This window comes from Seohaeicola zhoushanensis, from assembly GCF_014656415.1.
GTDB lineage: Bacteria > Pseudomonadota > Alphaproteobacteria > Rhodobacterales > Rhodobacteraceae > Seohaeicola_A > Seohaeicola_A zhoushanensis.
Genome location: NZ_BNCJ01000002.1, coordinates 299,564 through 322,458 on the forward strand (window position 1 = coordinate 299,564; position 22,895 = coordinate 322,458).

Annotated in this window: 23 protein-coding genes and 1 tRNA gene; 10 read left to right on the plus strand and 14 right to left on the minus strand. The window is 67.7% G+C overall.

Features of this window, described 5'->3' with window-relative positions:
* Positions 1-609 precede the first annotated feature (609 nt).
* Entirely contained in the window at positions 610-2,256 is a 1,647-nt protein-coding gene (locus IE266_RS05485) for a tetratricopeptide repeat protein (protein ID WP_189679032.1), read from the plus strand.
* Positions 2,257-2,319: 63 nt separating this feature from the next.
* On the opposite strand, the gene IE266_RS05490 is transcribed toward IE266_RS05485, so the two are convergent.
* Both IE266_RS05490 and hemE read right to left on the minus strand, forming a co-directional pair.
* A tRNA-Met gene (locus IE266_RS05490) sits at positions 2,320-2,396 on the minus strand.
* 55 nt (positions 2,397-2,451) lie between these two features.
* Positions 2,452-3,480, minus strand: a complete 1,029-nt coding sequence (gene hemE / locus IE266_RS05495; RefSeq protein WP_189679033.1) for a uroporphyrinogen decarboxylase — start codon at positions 3,478-3,480, stop codon at positions 2,452-2,454.
* A 116-nt stretch (positions 3,481-3,596) separates the two neighbouring features.
* Between hemE and hemC the strand changes: the two genes are divergently transcribed.
* The 5 genes from hemC (at position 3,597) to IE266_RS05520 (ending at position 7,358) form a co-directional block, all read left to right on the plus strand.
* A complete protein-coding gene (gene hemC, locus IE266_RS05500) occupies positions 3,597-4,556 on the plus strand; it encodes a hydroxymethylbilane synthase (protein WP_189679034.1) in 960 nt (319 codons plus the stop codon).
* A 54-nt stretch (positions 4,557-4,610) separates the two neighbouring features.
* Positions 4,611-5,165: a pyridoxamine 5'-phosphate oxidase family protein gene (locus IE266_RS05505; RefSeq protein ID WP_189679035.1), complete on the plus strand. Its 555-nt coding sequence runs from the start codon at positions 4,611-4,613 to the stop codon at positions 5,163-5,165.
* A 65-nt stretch (positions 5,166-5,230) separates the two neighbouring features.
* Positions 5,231-6,175, plus strand: a complete 945-nt coding sequence (locus tag IE266_RS05510; RefSeq protein ID WP_189679036.1) for a fatty acid desaturase family protein — start codon at positions 5,231-5,233, stop codon at positions 6,173-6,175.
* Between the two features lies 1 nt (position 6,176).
* Complete coding sequence (locus tag IE266_RS05515) at positions 6,177-6,428, plus strand: hypothetical protein (protein WP_189679037.1); 252 nt, start codon at positions 6,177-6,179, stop codon at positions 6,426-6,428.
* Between the two features lie 117 nt (positions 6,429-6,545).
* On the plus strand, positions 6,546-7,358 hold the full coding sequence (locus tag IE266_RS05520) for a class I SAM-dependent methyltransferase (RefSeq protein WP_189679038.1): 813 nt from the start codon (positions 6,546-6,548) through the stop codon (positions 7,356-7,358).
* Between the two features lies 1 nt (position 7,359).
* Here IE266_RS05520 and hemF read toward each other — a convergent pair whose 3' ends face one another.
* From hemF to clpS, 4 genes are read right to left on the minus strand one after another with little or no spacing between them, the layout of a single operon-like run.
* Positions 7,360-8,253 carry an oxygen-dependent coproporphyrinogen oxidase gene (gene hemF / locus IE266_RS05525; protein WP_189679039.1) on the minus strand — a complete coding sequence of 298 codons (894 nt, stop codon included), beginning with the start codon at positions 8,251-8,253 and terminating at the stop codon, positions 7,360-7,362.
* Between the two features lie 7 nt (positions 8,254-8,260).
* Positions 8,261-9,061 carry an SDR family NAD(P)-dependent oxidoreductase gene (locus IE266_RS05530; RefSeq protein ID WP_189679040.1) on the minus strand — a complete coding sequence of 267 codons (801 nt, stop codon included), beginning with the start codon at positions 9,059-9,061 and terminating at the stop codon, positions 8,261-8,263.
* A 30-nt stretch (positions 9,062-9,091) separates the two neighbouring features.
* Positions 9,092-10,081 carry a class I SAM-dependent methyltransferase gene (locus tag IE266_RS05535; RefSeq protein WP_189679041.1) on the minus strand — a complete coding sequence of 330 codons (990 nt, stop codon included), beginning with the start codon at positions 10,079-10,081 and terminating at the stop codon, positions 9,092-9,094.
* Positions 10,082-10,088: 7 nt separating this feature from the next.
* Positions 10,089-10,430, minus strand: a complete 342-nt coding sequence (gene clpS / locus IE266_RS05540; RefSeq protein WP_189679042.1) for an ATP-dependent Clp protease adapter ClpS — start codon at positions 10,428-10,430, stop codon at positions 10,089-10,091.
* A 99-nt stretch (positions 10,431-10,529) separates the two neighbouring features.
* Between clpS and IE266_RS05545 the strand changes: the two genes are divergently transcribed.
* Together IE266_RS05545 and IE266_RS05550 are read left to right on the plus strand one after the other, a co-directional pair.
* Positions 10,530-11,228 carry an HAD family hydrolase gene (locus IE266_RS05545; protein WP_189679043.1) on the plus strand — a complete coding sequence of 233 codons (699 nt, stop codon included), beginning with the start codon at positions 10,530-10,532 and terminating at the stop codon, positions 11,226-11,228.
* Between the two features lie 202 nt (positions 11,229-11,430).
* Positions 11,431-12,972 (plus strand): D-alanyl-D-alanine carboxypeptidase family protein, encoded by a 1,542-nt coding sequence (locus IE266_RS05550; RefSeq protein WP_189679044.1) that lies wholly within the window; start codon positions 11,431-11,433, stop codon positions 12,970-12,972.
* A gap of 89 nt (positions 12,973-13,061) precedes the next feature.
* On the opposite strand, the gene ccoS is transcribed toward IE266_RS05550, so the two are convergent.
* The 4 genes from ccoS to ccoG are packed head-to-tail and all read right to left on the minus strand — an operon-like array spanning position 13,062 to position 17,296.
* A complete protein-coding gene (gene ccoS, locus IE266_RS05555; protein ID WP_189679045.1) occupies positions 13,062-13,220 on the minus strand; it encodes a cbb3-type cytochrome oxidase assembly protein CcoS in 159 nt (52 codons plus the stop codon).
* On the minus strand, positions 13,217-15,403 hold the full coding sequence (locus IE266_RS05560; protein WP_189679046.1) for a heavy metal translocating P-type ATPase: 2,187 nt from the start codon (positions 15,401-15,403) through the stop codon (positions 13,217-13,219). The genes ccoS and IE266_RS05560 overlap by 4 nt, the downstream gene beginning before the upstream one ends.
* Positions 15,404-15,407: 4 nt before the next feature.
* Positions 15,408-15,866: a FixH family protein gene (locus IE266_RS05565; RefSeq protein WP_189679047.1), complete on the minus strand. Its 459-nt coding sequence runs from the start codon at positions 15,864-15,866 to the stop codon at positions 15,408-15,410.
* The gene (gene ccoG / locus IE266_RS05570; RefSeq protein WP_189679048.1) at positions 15,863-17,296 is read right to left on the minus strand and encodes a cytochrome c oxidase accessory protein CcoG; all 1,434 of its coding nucleotides are present in this window, start codon (positions 17,294-17,296) and stop codon (positions 15,863-15,865) included. Before ccoG ends, IE266_RS05565 begins: the two co-directional genes overlap by 4 nt.
* Before the next feature lie 349 nt (positions 17,297-17,645).
* Between ccoG and IE266_RS05575 the strand changes: the two genes are divergently transcribed.
* Positions 17,646-19,748, plus strand: coding sequence for a M10 family metallopeptidase (locus IE266_RS05575; RefSeq protein ID WP_189679049.1), 2,103 nt, complete (start codon positions 17,646-17,648; stop codon positions 19,746-19,748).
* Positions 19,749-19,839: 91 nt separating this feature from the next.
* Here the strand turns inward: IE266_RS05575 and IE266_RS05580 are convergent, their stop codons facing one another.
* Positions 19,840-20,718, minus strand: a complete 879-nt coding sequence (locus IE266_RS05580; protein ID WP_189679050.1) for a LysR family transcriptional regulator — start codon at positions 20,716-20,718, stop codon at positions 19,840-19,842.
* A gap of 103 nt (positions 20,719-20,821) precedes the next feature.
* Between IE266_RS05580 and IE266_RS05585 the strand changes: the two genes are divergently transcribed.
* Complete coding sequence (locus tag IE266_RS05585) at positions 20,822-20,968, plus strand: hypothetical protein (RefSeq protein ID WP_189679051.1); 147 nt, start codon at positions 20,822-20,824, stop codon at positions 20,966-20,968.
* Positions 20,969-21,102: 134 nt separating this feature from the next.
* On the opposite strand, the gene ccoP is transcribed toward IE266_RS05585, so the two are convergent.
* The 3 genes from ccoP to ccoO are packed head-to-tail and all read right to left on the minus strand — an operon-like array spanning position 21,103 to position 22,892.
* A complete protein-coding gene (gene ccoP / locus IE266_RS05590; RefSeq protein ID WP_189679052.1) occupies positions 21,103-21,972 on the minus strand; it encodes a cytochrome-c oxidase, cbb3-type subunit III in 870 nt (289 codons plus the stop codon).
* Entirely contained in the window at positions 21,969-22,154 is a 186-nt protein-coding gene (locus tag IE266_RS05595; RefSeq protein ID WP_189679053.1) for a cbb3-type cytochrome c oxidase subunit 3, read from the minus strand. Before IE266_RS05595 ends, ccoP begins: the two co-directional genes overlap by 4 nt.
* 12 nt (positions 22,155-22,166) lie before the next feature.
* Positions 22,167-22,892 (minus strand): cytochrome-c oxidase, cbb3-type subunit II, encoded by a 726-nt coding sequence (gene ccoO / locus IE266_RS05600; protein WP_189679054.1) that lies wholly within the window; start codon positions 22,890-22,892, stop codon positions 22,167-22,169.
* Between the last annotated feature and the right edge of the window lie 3 nt (positions 22,893-22,895).

Sequence of the window (22,895 nt, forward strand, 5' to 3'; positions counted from 1 at the left end):
CTCTTTCTTTAACTAACCTTTATGTCCGTTAACATGGCAAGTGAAATTAACAGGTTGCGTTAAGAAAATTACAAATTCTACCTATAGGCGTAATTTCATGGTTCTCGACCTCCAGGCCGTGTGCTCGCCCACTTCTCGCAATCTCCGTTGCGGCCTAGTCGGAGGGCGGAAATGTCCATCTGTGAACCTGTTCTCTATGCAAAATGCGGCATTTGGTATTATCGCGACTGCACCCTGAGTTTGACGCATGGCAAACCAGTTTGGCCTAACGCAGACACCAAAGAACGGATTGATTGAGAAAACGCCAGGGCTGGGGGTGTCATGGTTTGGGTGTTTTTCAGGAATTCACCTGATTTGACATGGCGTCCCACGGGAGAACGAAAACCCTGTCATTGAACCCCGCCGATCCCCCCGCGATGCCCCGCCTTCGGCCAAGGGATCTGAGACGCCTGCCTCGTGCCGCAGCCCTGCGTGTGGCCGCCCGCGTGCTTTCCGCACCGGCTCAGGATGGCCAGGAGCCCAATTTCCCGATTTTGTGCTAGTATGCCTGGGTGACAATGGTTGCGGTCGACCTTTCGCGGCGGGCAGCCACAACAGGGGGACGATCCGATGGGGGCGCATTTCGATCTCGGCACCTATTCCCGCAAGGTCACCGCCGCCAGCGCCGAGGCGCAGGCGGCTTTCGATCGCGGGCTGGTCTGGCTCTATGGCTACAACCACGAAGCGGCGGCGGCGGCCTTCCAGGAGGCGGCTCAGGCCGATCCCGGCTGCGGCGCCGCGCTCTGGGGATTCGCCTATGCGATCGGCCCCAATTACAACAAGCCCTGGGAATTCTTCGACGCCGACGAGCGCAAGTCGTCACTGGCCACGGCACATGAGGCGATTGGGGCCGCCAAGACGGCCTCTCCCAGGCTGACGGCGGTGGAGCGCGACCTAATCGCCGCCCTGGCCGAACGCTATCCGACCGATCCGGGCATCGACGACTATGGCCCGTGGAACGACGCCTTCTCCGAGGCGATGCGCAAGGTCTATGCCGCCCATCCCGACGATCTCGACGTTGTGGCCATCTTCGCCGAGGCGCTGATGAACCGCACGCCCTGGCAGCTCTGGGATCTCAAGACGGGCGGCCCCAAGGAGGGCGCTTCGACGCTCGAGGCGCAGGCGGCGCTGGAGCGCGCCTTCGAGACACTGCCGGGCGCCTGGGACCATCCCGGCCTGCTGCACATGTACATCCACCTGATGGAAATGTCGCCGACGCCCGAGAAGGCGCTGAAACATGGCGACCGGCTGACCCTGCTGGTGCCCGATTCGGGCCATCTCGTGCATATGGCGACGCATATCGACGTGCTCTGCGGCGACTACCAGAACGTGGTGGCACGCAACCATGCCGCCGCCGAGATCGACCGGAAATACGAGGCGGAGGCAGGCTCGCAGAACTTCTACACGCTCTACCGGATCCACAACGTGCACTTCGTATCCTACGGCGCGATGTTCCTCGGCCAGCCCGAGGTCGCGCTGAAGGCCGCCGAGCGGCTGATGGAGATGCTGCCCGAGGAGGTGGTCCGCTTCATGCCCGAGCTGTTCGAGAGCTTCTACGGCAAGAAGATCCACGTGATGGTGCGCTTCGGCCAGTGGCAGGCGATTCTCGACGAACCCTTCCCGAAGGACCGCGACCTCTACCGCTATACAACTGCCGCCATGCACCAGGCGCGGGCCACGGCGCTGGCGAACCTGGGGCGGCACGACGAGGCAGTGGTGGAACGCGAGCTGGCCGTGAAGGCCCGCGAGAGCATCCCCGAGGACTGGATGGTCTTCAACAATACCGCCAACGACGTGCTGCTGGTCGGCGAGGCGATGATGGACGGCGAGATCGCCTTCAAGTCGGGCCGCACCGACGAGGGACTCGACCACCTGCGCCGCTCGGTCGAACTGGACGACAACCTGCTCTACGACGAGCCCTGGGGCTGGATGCAGCCCGCGCGCCACGCCCTCGGCGCGCTGCTGATGGACGCACGGCTGCTGGACGAGGCCGAGGCGGTCTACCGCGCCGATCTGGGCCTCGACGACACGCTGGCGCGGCCCTGCCAGCACCCCCGCAACGTCTGGAGCCTGCACGGCCTGCACGAATGCCTGGTGCATCGCGGCGAACTGACCGAGGCGCGGCACCTGAAGCTGCTGCTCGACCAGGCCGTCGCCCGCGCCACCGTGCCGATCCGCGCCTCGTGCTACTGCCGCAAATCCGCCAGGGCGGCGTGAGGGGCGCGCGAAACGACAGCCCCGGAAAGGCAGGGAGCAATCGTCTGGGACTTTGGGAAATTTTGGTAGCGGAGGAGGGACTTGAACCCCCGACACGCGGATTATGATTCCGCTGCTCTAACCAACTGAGCTACTCCGCCACAGGCGAGGCCGGACCTAAGGCAGGCCGCGGGGGGCGTCAAGAGACAATCTGCACTATCCGCCGCGAACCACGTCGATCATGCGCTGGACGTTGGCGGGGTCGGCGTCTGGCGTGATGCCGTGGCCGAGGTTGAAGATATGCGGGCCGCCCCGGAAGGCCGCCACGATCTCGCGCACGGCGGTGTCGAGCGCCGCTCCGCCGGTCACCATGTGGCCGGGCGCGAGGTTGCCCTGCACGCAGCCGTCCTTCTGCACATGCGCTGCCGCCCAGGCCGCGTCGACCGAATTGTCGAGCGCCACGCAGTCGGCGCCGGTGGCGCGGGCGAATCCCTCGTAGGCGGGGCCGGCCTCGCGCGGGAAGGCGATCACCGGCACCTCCGGGTGCATTGCCTTGAGCGCGGCGATGATGCGGCGGGCGGGGTCGACCGCATAGGCCTCGAAATCCGCGCCCTTGAGCGAACCGGCCCAGCTGTCGAACAGCTTCACCACCTCGGCCCCGGCCTCGATCTGCGCCGAGAGGTAGAGGATCGTCGCCTCGGTGATCCGCGCCAGCAGCGCCTCGAACAGCGCGCGGTTCTCGGCCTTGAGCGCATGGGCCGGGCCCTGGTCGGGGGTGCCGCGCCCGGCGATCATGTAGGTGGCCACGGTCCAGGGCGCGCCGGCAAAGCCGATCAGCGCCGTTTCCTTTGGCAGCTCGCGGGTCAGGATGCGCAGCGTCTCGTAGATCGGCGACAGGGTCTCGTGGATATCGGCGGCGGGCCCCAGCTTGTCGAAATCGGCCTGGGTGGTGACGGTCGACAGGCGCGGCCCCTCGCCGGTGACGAACCACAGGTCCGCGCCCAGCGCCTGGGGCACCAGCAGGATGTCGGCAAACAGGATCGCGGCGTCGAAGCCATAGCGGCGGATCGGCTGCAGCGTCACCTCGCCAGCGAGCTCGGGGTTGTAGCAGAGCGACAGGAAGTCCCCGGCCTTCTCGCGGGTCGCGCGGTATTCGGGCAGGTAGCGCCCGGCCTGCCGCATCATCCAGATCGGTGGCGTGTCCAGCGTTTCTCCCGCCAGCGCCCGCATCAGTTTCTTGGCCATGCTCTTTCCCTCGCTACCGGACGTTCATCGACTGGGGCGATGCGTCACGGTCGGCGGGCCGAATGTCAAGCGCCGGGGCCGTTGTCAGGGCAATCTGACGCGTCTAAGAGATGGCCATGACCCTATTGCTCCCCACGCCCGATGCACCGCTGAAGATCGGCACCCGCGGCTCGCCGCTGGCGCTGGCGCAGGCCCACGAGACCCGCGACCGGCTGGCCGCCGCCTTCGGGCTGGCGCCCGAGGTCTTCGAGATCGTGGTGATCAAGACAAGCGGTGACGATGCCGCGCTGATCGCCGCCGACCGGCCGCTCAAGGAGATCGGCAACAAGGGGCTGTTCACCAAGGAGATCGAGGAGGCCCTGCTGGCGGGGCGCATCGATATCGCGGTGCATTCGATGAAGGACATGCCGGTCGCCCAGCCCGAGGGGCTGGTGCTCGACTGCAACCTCCCGCGCGAGGACGTGCGCGACGGCTTCGTCTCGGAAACGGTCCGCCGGATCGCCGAGCTGCCGCCGGGTGCGGTGGTCGGCACCTCGAGCCTGCGGCGCCGGGCGCAGCTTTTGCACCGCCGCCCCGACCTGAAGGTGGTCGAGTTCCGCGGCAACGTGCAGACCCGTCTGAAAAAGCTGTCGGAAGGCGTGGCGAGCTGCACCTTCCTCGCCATGGCCGGGCTGAACCGGCTGGGGCGCAGCGACGTGCCGGCAACCCCCATCGAGCCCGACGACATGCTGCCCGCCATCGCGCAGGGCGCCATCGGGATCGAGCGGCGCGGAAATGACGCCCGCGTGGCCGAGATGCTGGAGGCGATCCATGACGCGGTGACCGGCCAGCGCCTCGCCGCCGAACGCGCGCTGCTGGCGGCGCTCGACGGCTCCTGCGAGACGCCCATTGCCGGCCTGGCCGAGATCGAAGGCACGACCCTGCGCCTGCGTGGCCAGGTTCTGCGCCCCGACGGCTCGGCGGCGATCTCCGACGAGCGAAGCTGCGCGGTGGCCGATGGCGCCGCCATGGGCCGCGAGATGGCGGCGCATCTGCTGAAAGAGGCGGGCCCCGGCTTCTTCGCCTGGCGCGGGTAGTTGCACTTTCCGCTCCGGCATGGATCATCGCATCGGCACAGGGAGGCAACAGGAATGGCCACGCAATACGACTCGCTCAACGCGGATCTGCGGGACTTCATCCTGCGTCAGCACATCTTCTTCACCGCTTCGGCGACCGCCTCCAGCCGGGTCAACCTGACCCCGCGCGAGATCGGCGCGCTGCGCATCCTCGACGACAACACGGTCTGCTACCTCGACCGCACCGGCAGCGGCAACGAGACGGCGGCGCATATGCTGGCCGACGGGCGGCTGACCATCATGGTCTGCGCCTTCGCGGGCCCGCCGCAGATCCTGCGGCTCTACGGGCACGGGGAATCGCTGGGCTGGGACAGCGACGGCTTCCGCGAGGTGATCGCCGCGCAGTATGGCGAGGTGCCGCTTGGCACCCGCCAGATCATGAAGCTGCATGTCGAGCTGGTGCAGACCTCCTGCGGCTACGGCGTGCCGCTGTTCGACTACAAGGGCGAACGCGCCTCGCTCGAGAACTGGCACAACAACAAGGGCCCCGAGGGCCTGCGCGACTACTGGGCCGAGAAGAACCTCACCAGCCTCGACGGGCTGTCGACCGGGTTGCACGTGCCCGAGTGACGCCGCGCTCCGGTTGACAGGCCGCGGGGCGGGGGCAGAGACTTGCCGCCGGGGAGGAACGCGACATGACACCTGGCAAGTCCTATCTGACGAGCGAGGAGATTCGTCCGTTGGCCGAGCGGTCGAACCTGATGGGCGCCTGGCTGGTGGCCCATTGCTGGGGCACCATCGCGCTGGCGGTTTCGCTCTTCGCGCTCTGGCCCAACCCGCTGAGCTTCCTGATCGCGGTCATGGTGATCGGCTCGCGCCAGCTGGGCCTTGCCATCCTGATGCACGAGGCGGCGCATAACGCGCTGTTCCGCAACCGCGCCTGGAACGAGTTCGCCGGCGAATGGCTCTGCGGCCGCCCGATCCTGGCCGAGCTTGCCGCCTACCGCCACTACCACCTGACCCACCACCGCTTCACCCAGACCGAGAAGGACCCCGACCTGGTCCTCTCGTCCAAGTTCCCGACCACCCGTGCCTCGCTGATCCGCAAGTTCGTGCGCGACCTGACCGGACAGACCGGCTACAGGCAGCTCGCCGCGCAGGTGTTGATGTCCTTCCGGCTCGCCGGCGACGACGACGCGAAAAAGGCCGCCGCCTCGGATTTCGCCCAGGCCTTCAAGGCGCGCGACCTCTGGCTCTCGCTGCCGGTCTTTCTGGCGGTGATGGCCGCGATGGGGCTGCTCGGGCAGTGGTGGTACGGCTTCGCCTTCTGGCTGCTGCCCTATCTCACCTGGTTCCAGTTCGTCCTGCGCGTGCGCAACATCGCCGAACACGGCGCGACCGAGGTCTCGCCCAACCCGCTGCAGAACGTACGCACCACGCTGGCCGGGCCGCTGGAACGGCTCTTCGTCGCGCCCTACTGGGTCAACTACCACCTCGAACATCACATGGTGATGCACGTCCCCTGCTGGCGGCTGCCGCGAATGCACGCGCTGCTGCTGGGCAAGGGGCTGGGCGGGCAGATGCGGGTTGCCAGCGGCTATAGCGCGGCGCTGGCTGAGGCCGGTTGGACCAACCGCTGAGATGCACGCCTATGACATCATGGTGCTGGTCTCGACCGCCTGCATGGTGGCCTTCGTCTCGATGATGGCCAGCCGCGAGAGCCTGGCGCTTTACCTCGCCTATGTGGTCGCGGCGGTGGGCGGCACCTTCGGCGGCGGCTGGGCCGGCTTCCACCTGCTGCCGATCCACCCGCAATTCGCGCTGATCTTCGGGGCGCTGGTCGGCGGGGCGCTCTGCGCGATGCTGGCGGCGCGGCTGATGCGCGGGCGCTAGGGCGCACGGCCCTCGGGTGTGGCTGCCAAACGACTCGGCTGCATCGTCGATGTGGTCACCGCTTGCAGCCGATGGGGAGCATTGCTTAGCTCGACGGAACGGCAGGGGGAGTGCCTCATGAATATCTGGCGGCGGCTGTTCTACAAGAAACGCAAGTTCTACGACGACGATTTCGATTGGGACAATTACACGTCGGACAGCTACCAGCGCCGGCTGGAAGGCGATGTCGAGACCAATTACCGCGCGGTGTCCGAGGCCGGCCAGCTGCGCTTCGACAAGGCCAGCGGCACGGTGATCTCGGAGGGTACTCCGATCCACCCCAACCAGCAGCTGATCCTCGAGGTCATCGGCCGCCTCGGCCCTGCCTCGGTGCATGAGGTCGGTTGCGGCGGCGGCGATCACATCGCCAATGTCGCGCGCCTCTATCCGCAGGTCCGCGTCAGCGGCGGCGACCGGGGCGACACCCAGCTCGAACTCGCCCGCGAACGGCACCCCGAGCTGGTGGGCAAGCTGGGCCTGCAGGACATCACCATGCCCTTCAGCCACCACTGGCCGGGGGCCGAGCTGGTCTATTCCCAGGCGGTGGTCATGCATATCCACACCGCCGTCAGCCATTTCGTCGCCCTGTCGAACATGGTGCGGCAGGCGTCGAAATACGTGCTGCTGATGGAAAACCACCAGTGCCACAACTTCGTGGCCGACCTGCAGCTGCTGTTCGAGAACGGACACCTGGCCTGGGATACGCTGCACATCCACCGCTTCGACGGCTCGACCGGCGCGCGCGCGGCGCTGCTGTCGAAAACCGCGCTCGACCTGCCGGTGCTTAAATCCGACGTCCAGCTGCGCGAAGGGCTCGACCCCTCCTATCGCCGGCTAAGGCGGGCCGACGAGGACAGCGCGCGGGCGATCGCGGGGTTCCGCCGGCCCTAGGTCAGACCCACTTGGCCAGCGGCGGCAGGCTCATCAGCACGGCATTGGCGTCATGGCCGGTCTCCAGCCCAAACTTGGTGCCCCGGTCATAGACCAGGTTGTATTCGGCATAGAGGCCCCGGTGCACCAGCTGGGTGTCCTTGTCCGCCTCGCTCCAGTCCTGCACGCGGCGCTTCTCGACCAGCGGCAGGAAGGCGGGGAGGAAGGCCAGCCCGATATCGCGGATCAGCGCGAAATCGGCGTCCCAGTCGCCGGTGCAGTGGTCGTCAAGGAAGATCCCGCCGACGCCGCGCGCGCGCTTGCGGTGGGGGATGTAGAAATACTCGTCGGCCCAGGCCTTCAGGCGCGGATAGTGCCCGGCCCCGTGCGGGTCGAGATGCGCCTGCTGGGTGGCGTGGAAATGGGCGGTGTCCTCGGCATATTCGATGCAGGGGTTGAGGTCCGAGCCGCCGCCGAACCACCAGGCGTGCGGGGTCCAGAACATCCGGGTGTTCATGTGCACCGCCGGCACATGCGGGTTCTGCATATGGGCGACCAGGCTGATGCCCGAGGCCCAGAAGCGCGGGTCCTCTGCCATGCCGGGAATGCCCTTGCGCGCCGCCATCGCCTGCTGCGCCCTTGCGCCCAGCGTGCCGTAGACGGTCGAGACGTTGACGCCGACCTTCTCGAACACCCGGCCGCCGCGCATCACGCTCATCAGCCCGCCGCCGGCATCGCCGCCATCCTCGGCGGCGCGGTGCGTTTCGGTCACCTCGAAGCGGCCCGGCGCGGCATCGGCCAGCGGCCCGGTGGCATGGCTGTCCTCCAGCCCCTCGAAGGCGGCGACGATACGGTCGCGCAACTCGCGGAACCAGGCCGATGCAACGGCCTTCTGCTCGGTGAATGTCTCGCTCATCTCTGCCTCAGTGCGCCGGGGCCGCGACCGGGTCGAGCAGGGTGCGCCCGCCGTCCAGCGTCAGGATCTGCCCGGTCATGAAACCCGATGCATCCGAGGCCAGGAATTGCGCCGCTTCGGTCACTTCGGCGGCAGCGGCGATCCGACCCATGGGGGTAAAGGCCTCGATCCGGTCGCGGTATTCGCGGTTGTCCTTGAGCACGTTCAGCAGCGAGGCGCTCATGACCGAGCCGAAGGCCAGCCCGTTGACCCGGATGCGGTGCGGCGCCAGCGCCACCGCCAGCGAGCGGGTCATCTGGTCGAGCGCGGCGGTGGCCACCGAATAGGCCATCAGGTCGGCCTGGGTGCGCCGCGCCGCGATCGAGCTGAGGTTGACGATGGTGCCGGCGTTGCCCTCGGTCTGGCCCTCGCTCTGCTTGATCATCCGCCGCGCGACGACCTGGCTGAGGCGCAGCGCCGGCAGCAGGTTCTGTTGCAGCGAGGCATTGACCGCGTCGTCGTCCGGGTCGAGAGGGTCGGTCAGCGTGACCTGCCGGGCGCCGTTCACCAGGATGTCGATCTGGTCGAAACTGTCGAGCGTGGCCGAGATCAGGTTGGCGATGGTCAGCCGTTCGCGCAGGTCGCCGGCGAAATAGCGGATGTTGCCTTCCTCGGGCTGTTCGCCCAGCTCGGCCACCAGCGCCTTTTCGTCCATGTCGACGAACATGACATTCGCGCCCTTGGCGGCGAAGGTGCGGCCGATGGCCAGCCCGATCCCGTAGGCCGAGCCGGTGACGATGGCCGTCTTGCCAGCGATGGAAAAGGACATGCGCGTCTCCCTGTGTGGTTGCGCGTGGTGTCAGGCCGTGCGGTTGCGCAGCGGCCGCGTCGCGTGATGCACCTTGAAGCGGGTATCACCCGCCGCCTCGCGCACTTCGCCAAAGCACTGTTTCAGCGCCGACTCATAGGGCAAATGCCGGTTCGCCACCATCCAAAGCTGCCCCGAGGGCGGCAGGAGGCGGGCGGCTGCCTGAATGAAGGCACGTCCCAGCCCCGGTTCAGCGGCGCGCCCGGTGTGGAAGGGCGGATTCATCACCACCGTGTCGACGCGCCCCTGGGCGGCCCAGCTGCGGGCATCGGCCCAGTGGAAATGCGCGCGCGGGTCGGTGACGTTCAGCCGCGCGCAGTCGAGCGCGGCGTGGTCGGCCTCGACCAGGTCGATCCGTTCGACGCCGGGGCGTTCCAGCACGCGCGTGGCCAGATAGCCCCAGCCCGCGCCCAGGTCGACGACGCGGCGGCCCAGCTCGGCGGGCAGCGCCTCGGCCAGCAGGCGCGAGGCCGGGTCGATCCCGTCGGCCGAGAACACGCCGGGAGCGGTCACGAAGCCCTCGACCGGGGCAGGGGCAGGGGGCAGCCAGTCGTCGAACAGCCCCGCCGTCGGGGCGAACCAGAACAACTTGCCATGCGCCTTGACGATCGGCCCCTCGACGGCAACCCGCTTGCGCACCTCCTTCAGCACCGCGTCGACGCCATCGGTCTTGGCACCGTCGACGATGACTAGCGGCGCCACCGCCGCCGCCTGCGCGATCAGCGCATGGGCCAGCGCCTTGGCGCGCGGCAGGATCACCACCGCGGCGGCCAGCGGTTCCTCGGGCAGGGCGACCGCGCAGGTCCAGCCGGCAGCGGCGAAAGCGGCGTGATCGGGGTAGATCGGCTGCACAACCACCACCCGGTCGCGCGGCAGCGCGCCGAGGTCGGCCTCGGCCGAGGGGTGCAGAACGGCAATGCGCCCGGCGTGCGGCAGCGCAAGGCCACCGTCCTCCAGGGCCAGGGTCAGGCGCGCGGACATGTTGTGTTTATTCTTCCTTTTCCATCGTGCACTGCAACGGGTGCTGATGGCGGCGGGCAAAGTCCATGACCTGACCGACCTTGGTCTCGGCGATCTCGTGGCTGAACACGCCGACCACAGCGACACCCTTCTTGTGCACGGTCAGCATGATCTCGAAGGCATGGGCATGGGAGAGGTGAAAGAACCGCTCCAGCACATGGACGACGAATTCCATCGGCGTATAGTCGTCGTTCAGCAGCAGGACCTTGTAGAGCGGCGGGCGGCGGGTCTTCGCCTTCGGTTCGACAAGCGTCGAGGTATCGCGCCCGTCATCGGGAGCGTTCGACATCATCGGAGCAAAGGGTGCCATGGCGTGCAGCAAACCGGGTCTCGTCAAGCTTTGGAGATTTCAGCTTATATATCGTCGCGGCGGGATTTGGAAAGACCAGGCTGAAAGGAAGATGGTGCAATGCGGAATCTGACGACAATCGGCTTCGATGCCGACGATACGCTCTGGCACAATGAACGGTTCTTCAAGCTGACCCAGGCCCGCTTCGCCGAACTGTTGGCCGATCACGCCGATCCCGACCACCTGGCCGAGCGCCTTCTCGCCGCCGAGCGGCGCAACATCGGGCAGTATGGATTCGGCATCAAGGGATTCGTGCTCTCGATGATCGAGACCTCGATCGAGGTCACCGAGGGCCGGGTGCCCGCCGAGGTGATCTCCCAGCTCCTCGCGGCGGGCCGCGAGATGCTGGCCCACCCGATCGACCTTCTGCCCCATGCTGCCGAAGCGGTCGCGGCCATGGCCGAGAGCCACCGCGTGGTTCTGGTGACCAAGGGCGACCTGCTCGACCAGGAGCGCAAGCTGGCGCAGTCGGGCCTGGGCAACCTGTTCGACGCGGTCGAGATCGTCTCGGACAAGACCCCCGACCGCTACCGCGCCATCTTCGAGCGTCACGGCGACGGGGCAGGGCGGGCGATGATGGTGGGCAACTCGATGAAGTCCGACGTGGTGCCGATGATTGAGGCCGGCGGCTGGGGCGTGCATGTGCCCCACGACCTGGCCTGGGATCTCGAACATGCCGAGACACCCTCGCAGGCACCGCGATTCCGGCTGCTCGGCGATCTGCGCGGACTGGCCGAACTGGTGGAAGAGATCGGCTGAGGCTTCGCCACATTTTCGCCACAATCGAACGTCTCGCAGGCGGTTTCCCGCGCGCCACAAGATCTGGGCTGCACTTGGGCAACAAATTCAACTTCCGCCGCCAAGCGCCGGGTTTATTTTGGATATTTGCTGTGTTAGCCTGCGGTCACTAACAAAGAATGCCAGCCGGAAAACCGGCGGCGCGAGGCAGTAAAAAGGCGACATGATCGTGCAGGTACGGCGTATCAGCCAGGCCCGTTGGGCTATCTATGCATTCACCCTTCTGTGGCTGCTCCTGGTGCTGCCACTTTCCGTGGCCGCCGCCCCCTATGCCGACCACGTGATCGACGCCCGCACCGGCGAAGTCCTGCATTCGCAGAACGCCGACACCCGGCTGCACCCCGCCTCGCTCACCAAGATGATGACCCTCTACATTGCCTTCGAGGCGATCAAGAACGGCGAGATCACGCTCGACACGCCGGTGCGCATCTCGAAGCACGCCGCCTCCGAACCGCCCTCCAAGCTGGGCCTCAAGTCGGGCCAGACCATCGCGCTGCGCTACCTGATCCGCGCCGCGGCGGTGAAGTCGGCCAATGACGCCGCCACCGCCATCGGCGAGGCCATCGAGGGCAGCGAAGCCGCCTTCGCGCGGCGCATGAACCGCACCGCCAAGGCGCTCGGCATGACCCGGACCACCTTCAAGAACGCCAACGGCCTCACCGAAGAGGGCCACCTGTCGACCGCGCGCGACATGACCACGCTGGGGCGGCACCTGTTCTACGACTACCCGCAGTATTACAACATCTTCTCGCGCCGCTCGACCGATGCGGGCGGCAAGACCGTGTCGAACACCAACCGCAGGCTGCTGCAGGATTACGAAGGCGCCGACGGCATCAAGACCGGCTATACCGTCGCTGCCGGCTTCAACCTCGTCGCCTCGGCGCAGCGCGGCAACGAGCGTATCATCGCCACCGTCTTCGGCGGCAGTTCGACCGCCTCGCGCAACAACAAGGTGGCGGAGCTGCTCGACCTGGGCTTCCGCCGCGCGCCCTCGAAAGCGCCGGTTCGGGTGCCCGAGGCCCCGGCCTATGTCGCCAGTGCGGACCAGGGCGATGTCGAATCCGACCGCGTCGCCGCCGGCAAGACCATCCGCGTCGCCGGCACCGTCACGACCAGCCTGCGCCCGAAGGCGCGCCCCTCGGTCCCGGCCGCCGTGGTCGCCAGCGCGCGCGAGAACTCGGGCCAGATCAGCGCCGATATCGCCGAGCTGGTGGCGCAGGTCGCCGAAGCGCCGGCCGCGACCGCCAGCACGACGATGACCGCCAGCACCTCGGCCCCGGCCAAGGCCACCGCCGAAGCGCCCGCCGCCACCGCCCCCGTCGAAACGAAAACCGCTGCGGCCGATACCGGCCTGACCGTGGTGCCGCGCCCCACCGCGCGGCCCAAGGACATCGTCCTGGCCTCGGTCGAGACGGCCAAGGCCGAGGAACCCGACCAGGAGATCGTCACCCGGCTCTCCACCTCGGGCGGCCACCTCTGGGGCATCAACCTCGGCCGTTACCCCAGCCGCTACGACGCCGAGAAGGTGCTGCTGCGCACCGCGCTCTCCGAGATGGCCACGCTCGACGGCTCGCTGCGCAAGGTCGCCAAGACCAACCGCGGCTTCGAGGCCAACTTCCTCGGTATGACCCGCGAGAACGCCGACCTCGCCTGCCGCCGGCTAGCGGCGCGCAACGTGTCGTGCTTCATGATCGGGCCGTCCTGAGCGGGTGGAACGCGCCGGGGCCTTGCCCCGGACCCCGAGTATTTTCGAAGAGAAGAAGCAGGGGCGCGGTTCTCATTCGATGGCCGCGCTCACGGTTTTGGATGGTCGTCCCATTCGTCCGAGAGGATCCGGCGGCTGTCGCCCTCGGGGTCGTCATACTGGTTCGAGCGCACGGTATAGATGAAGGCCACCAGGCCCACTGCGCCCAGCGTCAGCGAGATCGGGATCAGGTAGGTCAGGATGCTCATTTCGTCCCCTTCAGCCGCAGCGCGTTCAGCGAGACCGTGATCGACGAGGCCGACATCGCCAGCGCCGCGATCAGCGGCGTGGCCAGCCCGGCAATCGCCAGCGGCACCGCCACGAAGTTGTAGAGTATAGCGATGGCAAAGTTCTCGCGGATGCGGGTCGTGGCCGAGCGCGCGGTGACGCAGGCGCCCGCGATGGGCGCGAGACTGCCGCCCAGCAGCACCATGTCCGAAGCGGTGCGCGCGGCGTCGAGCGCGCTGGCCGGCGAGATCGAGACATGCGCCGCGGCCAGCGCGGCGGTGTCGTTCAGCCCGTCGCCGACCATCAGCACCTTGTGCCCCTCCTGGCCCAGGCGATGCACCAGCGCCGCCTTGTCGGCGGGCAGGGCGCCGGCGGTCCAATCGGCGATCTCCAGCCGCTCGGCCAGGGCGCGCACCGGCCCCTCGCCATCGCCCGAGACCAGCATCACCCGTTTGCCCGAGGCGGCGAGCGCGGCGACCGTCTCGGCGGCGCCGGGGCGCAGCGCATCGTGGAAACGGAAGGGGCGCGGCGTGCCCTCGCCATCGGAGAGCCAGGCGGTGGTGCGCGCCTCTTCCGGGGCGCCCACCCAGGCGGCGCGGCCCAGCCGCACGGTGCGGCCCTGCCATGTGGCCTCGGTGCCGAAGCCCGGCACCTCGCGCAGGTCCTCGACCTCGACCGGGGTGACCCCGGCGGCCCGCGCAGCGCGGGTCAGCGCCACCGACAGCGGGTGGCGCGATCCCTGCGCCAGCGCCAGCGCCAGCGGCAGGTCGTCGGCGTGGTCTCCCAGGTTCTCGACCTCGGGCGTGCCCGCGGTCAGCGTGCCGGTCTTGTCGAAGACCACGGTGTCGGCCTCGGCCAGCCGTTCCAGCGCGGTCGGATGCTTGATGAGCAGCCCCTTGCGGAACAGCCGCCCCGAGGCGGCGGTGGTCACGGCGGGCACCGCCAGCCCCAGCGCGCAGGGGCAGGTGATGATCAGCACCGCCGCCGCGATGTTCAGCGCCAGCCGCAGGTCGCCGGTGAAGAGATACCAGCCGAGGAAGCTGGCGCCCGAGAGGATGTGAACGGCAGGCGCATAGCCGCGCGCCATGGCGTCGGCCAGGGGCGTGTAATTCGCGCGCCCCGACTCGGCCACCGCGACCAGGTCGGCCATGCGGTGCAGCGAGGTATCCTGCCCCACCGCGCTGGCGCGGATGGTCAGCGGGCCGGTGAGGTTCACCTCGCCGGCGCTGACCACGAGGCCCGGCGCGGCGAAGACCGGCAGCGTCTCGCCCGTCAGCAGCGAGCGGTCGATCTCGGACTTGCCCTGCACCACCTCGCCATCGACCGGCATCCGCCCGCCGGGGCGCACCAGCACCAGGTCGCCGACGGCCAACTGCGCCACCGGCACTTCGGTCTCGGCCCCGTCGGTGACGCGGGTTGCACGGGGCACTTCGAGCGCGGTCAGCTCCTCGGCCGCCGACCGGGCAATCGCGCGCGAGCGGTGGTCGAGGTAGCGCCCGGCCAGCAGGAAGAAGGTCAGCGTCAGCGCGGCGTCGAACCAGGCATGGTGCCCCGAGAGCGATGTCTCCCAGAGCGAGGTCACGAGCGCCAGCACGATCCCGAGCGAGATCGGCACGTCCATGTTCAGCCGCCGCGCCCTCAGCGCGCGATAGGCCCCGATGAAGAAGGGCTGCCCGGCATAGGCAATCGCCGGCAAGGCGATCATGGCCGAGATCCAGTGGAACATGTCCCGCGTCGCATCGCTCGCCCCGGACCAGACCGAGACCGAGAGCAGCATGACGTTCATCGCGGCAAAGCCCGCCACTGCCAGCCGCACCAGCAGGGCACGCCCGGCGGCATCGGTCTTGGTGGCGGCCAGCGCGCCGGCGTCCAGCTCGTGCGCCTCATAACCGACACCCTGCAGCAGGCTGGCCAGGTCGGCGGCCCGCACCTCGGGGTCGGCCTCGACCATCGCGCGCTTCAGCGTCAGGTTCACCCGCGCCGATTTCACCCCCGGCGCGGCGCTCAGCGCCCGCTCGACCGTCGAGATGCAGGCCTGGCAGTGGATGCCTGGCAGCGACAGGGCGATGCGCGCCTCCTCGGGCGGGGGCGCGGGCATCTCGGCCGGGGTGGCAACGCACCCAGGGCAGGCAGCGGCAGGCATCGGACGCGCAAGCGCGGTCATCTCTCTATTCCTTGACGTGCAGGATCACCCGCTGGGTGAATTCTGTACCATCCAGTGCACGGGCGTCCATGCGGACGTTCCAGTTGCCCGGCCCCAGCTCCAGCGGCGCGACATAGCGGGTGCCGTCGAAGGCGAAGTCCGGCGTCACGTCGTCGCGCACATGGGTGGCGCGCCCGACCACGGCGTCGAGCGAGGCGACCTGCACCGGCTTGCCCTCCCGGTCGGTGATCGCCAGGAAGATCTCGCCATCCCGCTCGTCGGCGCGCACCGTCCAGCCCAGCGCCAGCTGCTCGTGCAGCCGCGTGTTGAACTCCTGGCTTGCGACATAGGAGTTCTTCACCTCCAGCCCCGGAAAGGTCTTCACCGCGCTCACCGCCAGGGCGATATTCACCGCGATGATGACCCCGAAGGCACCGACGAAGATCGCCGCGACATGCCGGCCGGTCAGTTGACGCTCGCTCATGGCCGTGCTCCCGCTCCGCTGAAGGTGCTGTCCTTGTAGGCCCGCTCGCCGCTGGTCTGGTCGACCACCCAGAAGCGGAACTCGCTGCGTTCGGCCTCGGCCGGGGCCGAGCCCGGCGGGGTGATGACATAGGCGCGCTGCAGGTAGGCGGTATCGGCCGGAACCGTCACCACGTTGCCCTGCACGCCCTCCAGCTCGACCCGCAGCCCGAGGTCGCCGATCAGGCTGACGGCAAAGTCGCGCGGCTCGCCGTGCTTGTTGCGCAGGCGCAGGTCATAGGTGTTGCGGATCGACCCGTCGGACATCGTCACGTAGACCGGGTTGCGGATCGGCGCGACGGTCATCTCGATATCGGGGCGGATGAACAGGGCAAAGACCAGCCCGAAGCCGACCAGCGACCAGAGCACGGTATACATGATCGTGCGCGGCCGCAGGATGTGCTGCCACACCGGGCGCGGCGCGTGGCCCGACCGCTCGCGGTTCTCGTCCGAGAGCGCCATGTAGTCGATCAACCCGCGCGGGCGGCCGGTCTTCTCCATGATCTCGTCACAGGCGTCGATGCAGAGGGCGCAGGTGATGCACTCCAGTTGCTGCCCGTCGCGGATGTCGATGCCCATCGGGCAGACGTTGACGCAGGCCATGCAGTTGATGCAGTCGCCCTGCGGCTCGCCCGCCTTGACCGCTTCCGAGCCCTTGCGCGGCTCGCCCCGCCACTCGCGATAGCCGACGACCAGCGTGTCCTCGTCCATCATCGCCGCCTGGATGCGCGGCCAGGGGCAGGCATAGATGCAGATCTGCTCGCGCGCGAAACCGCCGAAGACAAAGGTCGTCGCGGTCAGCACCGCCATTGTCGTATAGGCGATCGGGTGGGCATTGCCGGTGACAAGGTCATGCGCCAGCGTCGGCGCATCGGCAAAGTAGAAGACCCAGGCGCCGCCCGTGGCCAGGCCGATCAGCAGCCAGACCACCCATTTGGTCAGCCGCAGCCGGGCCTTGCGCAGGTCCCATTTCTGCCGGTGCAGGCGCAGACGGGCGTTGCGGTCGCCCTCGATCCAGCGTTCGACCAGGATGAAGAGGTCGGTCCAGACGGTCTGCGGGCAGGCATAGCCGCACCAGACCCGTCCCAGCGCCGAGGTGAAGAGGAACAGCCCGAGGCCCGCCATGATCAGCAGGCCGGCCACGAAGTAGAACTCGTGCGGCCAGATCTCGATCCAGAAGAAGTAGAACCGCCGGTTCGCCATATCCAGCAGCACCGCCTGGTCTGGCAGGTTCGGGCCGCGGTCCCAGCGAATCCAGGGCGTCAGGTAGTAGATGCCGAGCGTCACCACGAGGATGACCCACTTCAGATTGCGGAAGGGACCGTAGACGCGCTTGGGAAAGATCGGCTCGCGCGCGGCATAGAGGCTCGGGGGGGTGCTGGTATCTGACACGTTCTTCACATTGTCTGGGACCCGGAGAGGGGTCGCGGGTTTCTGCCAGCCTTTTCCCAAATGCGGCCCGGGTCAACATTGACCTGAGTCAAAAAAAGCGCATTGGCCGGGCACATTTTGCCGCACCCGCGAAAAGATGGGCCGCCCGCTAAGGAGGATACGAAAATTCGCCGCAATCAGCCACCTCGCCCGCAAATTGCCCGAGAGAGGGCCCCGGGGCCTTGACCCCGCGCGGCAGGTCGGGGCTATTCGGGGAGGGGACAGCCAAGATTTGGAACCCTCGCGGGCAAGGTCTTGCCACAGTTTCTGCGCATAAGACCCGCAATAAGTGTCAGGAGAGTGCCGCCCCATGTGTGGAATTTGTTCGTCGTTTCGTCCCTACAGCGAAGACTGCGACTACCAACAGTTCGCGGCGACGACGATCACCGAGGGCGTCGATGCGGCCGCCGGAACCAGCACGATCTATTCCATGTCGCCGGGCGACACCTTCCTCGGCAACCTCGGCAGCGCGGGCGATAGCGACTGGGTCGCCATCCAGCTGGTCGCCGGCCAGACCTACAACCTCGACGTCAAGGGATCGCCCAGCGGCGTCGGGACGCTGGCGGATCCGATCACCTCGATCCACGACAGCGCGGGCAACCAGCTGGCGACCAATGACGATGGCGGCGCGGGTTACGAATCGCATCTGTCGTTCACGGCAACCTACAGCGGTACCTATTACGTCGTGGGCCGCGGCTTGTCGACCTCGACCGGCACCTACCAGCTCACCATGGCCGAAGCCTCGCTTGCCGAGCGCGGCAGCAGCGGCACGATCGACACGATGGCCGCCTACCTGACCGACGGCTACTGGTACGACACCGGGTCGTCGCCGCACCAGTTCAGGACCATTTCGAGCAACCAGATCACCGTCAACCTCACCGGGCTGACCGCGGACGGCCAGAAACTGGCCCGCTGGGCGTTCGAGGCCTGGGAATCGGTGGCCAACCTCGAATTTGTCGAGACCACGGGCAGCGCCGACATCACGCTCGACGACAATTCCGACGGCGCCACGGCCAACGCCACCTGGTCCGGCGGCTACACTAAATCCGCGACGGTCAACATCGGCACCGGATGGCTCAGCCACGGCACCCAGATCGGCTCCTACAGCTTCCAGACCTACATGCACGAGATCGGCCATGCGCTCGGCCTCGGGCACCTGGGCGACTACAATGGCGAAGCGGTCTACGGGTCCGACAATACCTTCATCGAGGACAGCTGGCAGATGTCGGTGATGTCCTACTTCGACCAGTACGAGAACACCGAGATTTCTGCCTCCAAGGCCCACACGGTGACCCCGATGATCGTCGACGTGCTGGCGATCCAGGAGCTCTACGGGGCGGCGGGGGCCGGTTCGCTCACCGATGGCGACACGGTCTATGGCGTCGGTCACACGCTGGGCGACAGCTGGCTCGGCCAGATGTACAGCGCCATCAACGGCACCGGCGACACCTCGGTCTTCGATTTCGAGGCGATCACCTTCACCTTCTGGGATCGCGGCGGCTATGACGTGATCGACTTCTCGAACGAGACCGCCGCCCAGGCCGTGGACCTGCGGGCCGAGGCGATCTCCAGTGTTGGCGGCAAGAGCAACAACATGCTGATCGCCCGCGGCACGGTGATCGAGGGATTCCGCGCCGGGTCGGGCAATGACACCGTGCAGGGCAACAGCGCCGACAACGTCCTGAAGGGCAACGCCGGCATTGACAGCCTGTTCGGCGACGCGGGCGACGATACCCTGCAGGGCGGCACCGGTGCCGACACCCTGGACGGCGGCACCGGCACGGATGCCGCCGACTATTCCAACGCCACCGTCAGCAATCGCGTCGACCTGCTCAACAATGCCAGGAACTCCGGCGATGCGCTGGGCGACGTGCTGATCTCGATCGAGAACCTCTTCGGCGGCACCTATCGCGACGTCTTCTTCGGCGACGGGCAGGTGAACGAGCTGCGCGGCTCGGGCGGTCGCGATCTCCTCAACGGGCGGAACGGCAGCGACCGGCTGCTGGGCGAAGGCGGCAGCGACAAGCTTGTCGGCGGCGGCGGCCGCGACATCTTGCGCGGCGGCAACGGGTCCGACCGCCTTTTCGGCGGCTCCGGCAATGACAAGCTCTACGGCGACGCCGGAAACGATATCCTGGACGGTGGCAGCGGCAACGACATCCTGACCGGTGGCAGCAAGGTCGATACATTCATCTACAACGCCGGCGCCGACATCATCACCGACTTCGACGGCGACCTCCTGCAGATCGACGCCGCTCTCTGGGGCGGTGCCTCCAGGACCGCCGCCGAGGTGTTGGGCTTCGCCGGCGTGATCGGCGGCGACACGGTTTTCGACTTCGGCGGCGGCGACAGTCTGACGCTGCGGGGGTTCACAGATGTCGCAAGTCTGGAAAGCGTCCTGACGATCATCTGATCGGCGGGGCGTCCACGGGCCGCGGAGGGCATATCCCGAAGCCCGGAGGCGGCGAGGCGTCCCGCAAGGGGCGCCTCGTTCGACTCCGGGCCTATCCCGCGCGGGCCGCGCGTTTCAGCCAGGTGACGAAACTGCGCGCCGCCGGCCGCAGCACGCCGGGGCGGGTGACGATGTGATAGCCGGTGGAGTCGTCGCGGTCCTCGAACAGCACCACCAGCCGCCCCGCCGCCACGTCGGCCTCGACGAAGAGCCGCGTCGTCACCGCCACCCCCTGACCATCGCGCGCCCCGTCCAGCACCAGGTTGCCCGGCACCTGCACCCGGTTGCGCGCCTCCGAGGCGACAACGCCGTGCGTCTCGAGCCAGCGCGTCGCCTCGGTGGTGCCCAGCTCCTCCAGCCAGGGCACCCGCACCAGGTCCTCGACCGAGCGCACCGGATGCCGCGCCACCAGCGCCGGCGCGCCGACGACGACCATATGCGTGGGCAAGAGCATGTCGACCTCCAGCCCCGGCCACCTGCCGTCGCCATAGCGCAGGGCGACGTCGATGCCGCCGGGTGCCAGTTCGGCCAGCACCGGCGTCGGGTCGATGGTCAGGCTGATCCCCGGATGCGCCATGCGGAACTCCGACAGGCGCGGCATCAGCCAGGCGGCGGCGAAGGAGGGCGTGACCGAGACATGCACCGGCCGCGCCGCGTCACGCCCGCTCAGCTCGCGCAGGGCGGTCTCGATAGCGCCGAACCCCAGCGCCAGCGCATCGGCCAGCCGGCGGCCCTCTTCGGTCAGCTCCAGCGCCCGGCCCGACCGGTCGAACAGCGCGACGCCAAGCGCGCGCTCCAGCGCGCGAAGATGCTGGCTTATGGCAGCATGGGTTACATTCAGCGCCTCGCCCGCCCGTTCCATGTTCCCGTGCTCGACAAAGGCCGAAAAGGCCCGCAGAGCGGCGAGGGGAGGCATTTCGCGCCAGTTCATCTGTAATCCAGACTTACATTTTGAATATCTGTTTGAATCGCATCCAACCCGGTTTCGGTCAAGTATGGGATCAACGAAACACGCAACGAGAAGGAGCTGACAGATGCTCGGAATACTGGCCCATACCTTCCTGACCGCCACACGTCACGACACGCAGCGCCTGCGCCCGCTGCCGCCGCGCAAATGGCGCTGGCTGCCCGGCGGGCATTGGTGGCTGGAGCGCCCGCGCGGCCACCGCCACGACCTCTGAAACGAAAACACCCCGCAGAGGCTCTGCGGGGTGGGAAAGTTTCGGCGCCGGCCACTCAGGAAACGCGCGAACAGATCGAGAGGCCGGCGCCGCCTCCCGGTGCCGAGGGCGCCGGGAAAGCGGTGGGGCAGGGGCTATTCGCCGCCGCCCAGCTGGTGGACGTAGAGCGCGACGGCGCGGACCTCGGCCTCGGACAGGCGGCCGGCCCAGGCCGGCATCACGCCGAAGCGGGCATTGGTGATGGTCTGCACCAGGGTGGCGTGATCGCCGCCATAGAGCCAGATCGCATCCGAGAGGTTCGGCGCGCCCTGTTCGCGCATCCCTTCACCCTTCTCGCCGTGGCACGAAGCGCAGTTGTCGGCAAAGACCGTGGCCCCGGCCTCGACCTTCGAGGCGTCGTCCGGCGTGCCCGAGAGGCTCTGCACGAAGTTCGCCACCTCGTCGATCTGCGCGGGCTCGAGCAGCCCGTCGCGACCGAAGGCCGGCATCATCGAATAGCGCGCCTCGTCGTCCTCGGTGTTGCGGATGCCGTGGCTGATCGTGGTGTGGATCGCCTCGATATCGCCGCCCCACAGCCAGTCGTCGTCCAGCAGGTTCGGATAGCCCTTGGCCCCGGCCGCACCGGCGCCGTGGCACTGGGCGCACCAGGTCTTGAAGACGGCGCCACCAGCCGAGACGGCATAGCCGTTCAGCTCGGGGTCGCCCGACACGGCGGTCAGGTCGGCGGCCGCCAGCTTGTCGTTGATCGCCTTGTTGGCGGCGTCGACGGCAGCGATCTCCTCGGCCACCTGGGCGCGGGTCGAATAGCCCAGCACGCCGGCGGTGGCACCGTTGATCATCGGCCAGGCCGGATAGGCGATGGTATAGCCGATGCCCCAGACGATGGTCAGGTAGAAGACCCAGACCCACCAGCGCGGCAGCGGATTGTTGAACTCCTCGATCCCGTCCCAGCTGTGGCCGGTCGTTTCCGGATCACCGGAGAGTTTCGGGGGAACTTTGCTCATGTCCGCGTCTCCTCGGGATTGGCGGGTTTCTCCGCGTGACGGAACGGGATGTCGGCCGTGTCTGCGTAGGTCGTGCTGCTGCCGGGGCGGAACACCCAGGCGATGACGCCGATGAAGAAGGCGAAGAGCGCAAGCAGCATCCAGCTGTCCGCGAATTCGCGCAGGAAGGAATATTTCTCCATGATCCTCCCTCCTTACCGGCTTGCGTCAGGGGTGAAGGTCGAGAAGTCGACCAGCGTGCCCAGCATCTGCAGGTAGGCGATCAGCGCGTCGGCTTCCGAGATGCCCGGCTGGCCGTCGAAGTTGCGCACCTGCGCTTTCGGGTAGCGTGCCAGCAGCCCGTCCGAGTCGCTGTCGGCATCGGCCTGCGCGGTGAAGTCGGCCGCCGCGTTCTCGATCATCTCGTCCGTATATGGCGTGCCAAGCAGGCGGTGGGTCGACATCAGTTCGGCCACGTAGGTCGGCTCGATCATCCGGTTTTCGAGGAAGCCGTATTTCGGCATCACCGACTCCGGCACCACCGACTGCGGGTTGCGCAGGTGGTCGACATGCCATTCGTCCGAGTAGCGGCCGCCGACGCGGGCCAGGTCAGGCCCGGTCCGCTTCGAACCCCACTGGAACGGGTGGTCGTACATCGACTCCGCCGCCAGCGAGTAATGGCCGTAACGCTCGACCTCGTCGCGCATCGGGCGGATCATCTGGCTGTGGCAGACGTAGCAGCCCTCGCGGACGTAGATCTCGCGCCCGGTCAGTTCCAGCGGCGAGTAGGGGCGCATCCCCTCCACCTTTTCGATGGTGTTCTCCAGGTAGAACAGCGGTGCGATCTGGACGATGCCCCCGATGGTCACGACCAGGAAGCTGAGCACCAGCAGGAGGGTCGCGTTGGTCTCGATGACCTTGTGTTTGTCGAGAAGTGCCATCTG